Source organism: Thermogutta sp. (genome assembly GCF_014359955.1).
Lineage (GTDB): Bacteria > Planctomycetota > Planctomycetia > Pirellulales > Thermoguttaceae > Thermogutta.
Genome location: NZ_JACIYL010000637.1, coordinates 1 through 2635, shown reverse-complemented (window position 1 = coordinate 2635; position 2635 = coordinate 1). Strand labels below are relative to the sequence as shown.

General features: G+C 54.6%; 2 protein-coding genes. Both read right to left on the bottom strand.

Annotated elements, in window-relative coordinates:
* A partial coding sequence (locus tag H5U08_RS15305; protein WP_297034959.1) for a WYL domain-containing protein occupies positions 1-658 on the bottom strand: 658 nt, incomplete at its 3' end.
* A gap of 696 nt (positions 659-1354) precedes the next feature.
* Positions 1355-2635, bottom strand: a 1281-nt coding sequence (locus H5U08_RS15300) for a BNR-4 repeat-containing protein (protein ID WP_297034956.1), incomplete at its 5' end; no start/stop codon positions are given.

Sequence of the window (2635 nt, the reverse complement as noted above, 5' to 3'; positions counted from 1 at the left end):
GTCGATCGGTCACTTCCGCCCGACTTATTCTGTTCACTTTCCAGTGTCGTATTTCCTTTTTCCCCGGGGACCATCCTACAAGATACAGGGCTCCGCGATGATACGTCATCCCGTAAGGATGAATTTCGTAGGTCGCCGGTTCGCTGGCTTTCAGTGACTGATACTCAATTTCCAGTGCTCGGTGGTCTTCCAGGCCAATCATAATCTGATCGATGATCTCAGCCTGTCGCGAATAGTCACAAAAGCCCACGCGGGTTTGGTAAAAAGCCTGGGCCATTTTCTCGACGTATTTCAGCGCTCGCTCATTGAACATGCAGCGGATTTTATTGAATGCGCGCTGAGCGGCTGTCCAGAAGATTGTTCCCGCCAGCGGTTCCATAAAACACCGCGCGACATGGAGGGCAATGGCCTCGTCATAATGGAGCGGCACCCCCTTGACCGACAAATCTCCCGCCAGCTTCCACTTCTTCCTGCCATGTTCGACCACGGTCTCTTCCAGGGGAAATCCCGCCTCAGAAAAAGCATCCAGATCTCGACGGATGGTTTTCTCGCTGACTCCTAACTCCTCGGCCAGCTCCTTCACTGTCACGCCATAGTGACGGCTGGACAGGATTCGGAGCATCATCCATTGACGAACAAGCGGAGAGTGCTCGCCCATGTGCGACTCCCAAATCTCCTTCGAGGTGCTTCCCCATCCACAGCACCGTCGCAAAAATCGATAAACCGGGTCCATCATGCCGCCCCCGTGTTCGATTATAAAACGTCCGGACGTCCAGCGCCAAAGCGCCCTTCAATCCCACCCTCTTTTCCGACCAAGCTCACATTCCAGGACACCGCAGCCGTCACTACCAGTCTCATCAAATAGCTCCGCGTCTGACACGGTGTCTCTGCCACGGAAGCCGGTTCTCCATCCCCATCACCGGGAGCGTAGCTCCCGCCAGGCTCGGACGGTTCCTGGCACGTTCAAATATCCCCAAGTGAAAAGGCGGCCCGGCGCTGGTGGCGGCATTTGGGGCAGTGCCGCCGTTCTGCCCCAGGATCCCAGACGCCGGGCCATCCCGGTCAATCGATCGAAGCTCATCCAGGAGGCCCCCTTCGAACACAAATGTAACCGGCAGATTGGACAAACCACGTCCAACCGGCGTAACTTTTTTCGTCGGCTGTGGATGACGGGTTTTTCGGCGGGGGAAATACAGAAAGTGACCTCGGACGATCTGCCCCACCTGGCTTTCAACGGACAACCGGGAATGAAGGTGTCGATGGTCGCACCAGGGAAGGGAGCCAAGCGACGGGCATTCGAGGCGCAACGCCCCGATGTCGTCCCATGAGCGAGTTTATACAAACAGGCCGTCTTCTATTCAGCGGCAGCGCAATTGAGACGAGTCAAAGGGAGCAGTTCGGGGCGTTCTTCCTCGGCCGTCATGTGATACGGAAGACGATACACCACGTCAGCGTCTTTCGTACAGAAATACAGACAGGAAGGTGAAAACGTGTCCGGATTGCCGTCGGCCCACAACGCATAGAATCCGGGATCTGCGTTCACAGGTCGCCGCACATAGTTGTGATTAAAAGGACTTCGTTCGGTAAGCTGCCGAACCATTGTCCAGCTCTTCCCGTGGTCTCTGCTAAGCCATACAGCAACCTCACCTCCCGCGCCCACCGGCTGTGGTCCCGGTTGAGTCGGACCAATCACCCGCCAGCCGTCTTCCTCGATATAAAGGGCCCCCGTGCTGTAATTGTGGTTGGCTGGCGTGATTTCTGAAAACTCCCAGGTCTTGCCATTCCAATGCGCTATTGTCCACCAGCGTGGATCACCCTCCGGCCCCGGTTTGTAACTGGCAGACGTGATGTAGAGGATCACCGGATATCCATTGTGATCCAGGTCGATATCGTGGATATAAACGAGGCGATGTTCACTTTCGTAATGACGGACCAGCGCATTATTCACTGGATCAGTCAATGGTATTTCGATCGGGTCTCCCTGGACGTTTCTCCATGTTTGCCCCAGGTCGTCGGTTTGAAGGTAATAGAGATTGGTCCGCCGATCAACATTTCCTCCCGGATGATAATTAAACGCGGTAAACACCAGATGCTGTCGCCGCCAGCTTGTCTGGTAATGTCCACCCATTCCGGCAAATTTGACGTCCGGAAGCCAGTCGCGCCCATCCAGGCTCCGACTGAAATAAAGCTCGCGCCCCCTCGTGTATTTCGTAAATAAAAACAAAAATCCTTCGCCCGGAAACCACCATGGCTGCGGATAGGTAAGTTCGCCTTCCCGCACGCGCTCGAAGTCGTCAATGGAATATGGCTTGCGGCTTTTATAAATGTAACCTGGGCGACTCCGTGCTCTTCCGCTGACAAATACCCATAGGTATCCCTGGTCATCGACAGCCAGCGCCGCATTATCATGCGGATCGTCTACGCCGCCTTTGTCATGGACGACGACGGGTCGAGGAACCGTCCCTTTTACGTGATCGTAATAGGAAATCATATTGAGTAAATGTCGCTTGCCATCCTTGGCGCCGCCATAAACAAAAAATGTTTTTTTGACCTGAGGGCAATAGATGGCGATTGGAACATGGTTGGCTGTATAGGTTCCGAGCCCTCCGGAATACTTGTCTCCCCATTCGGTCTT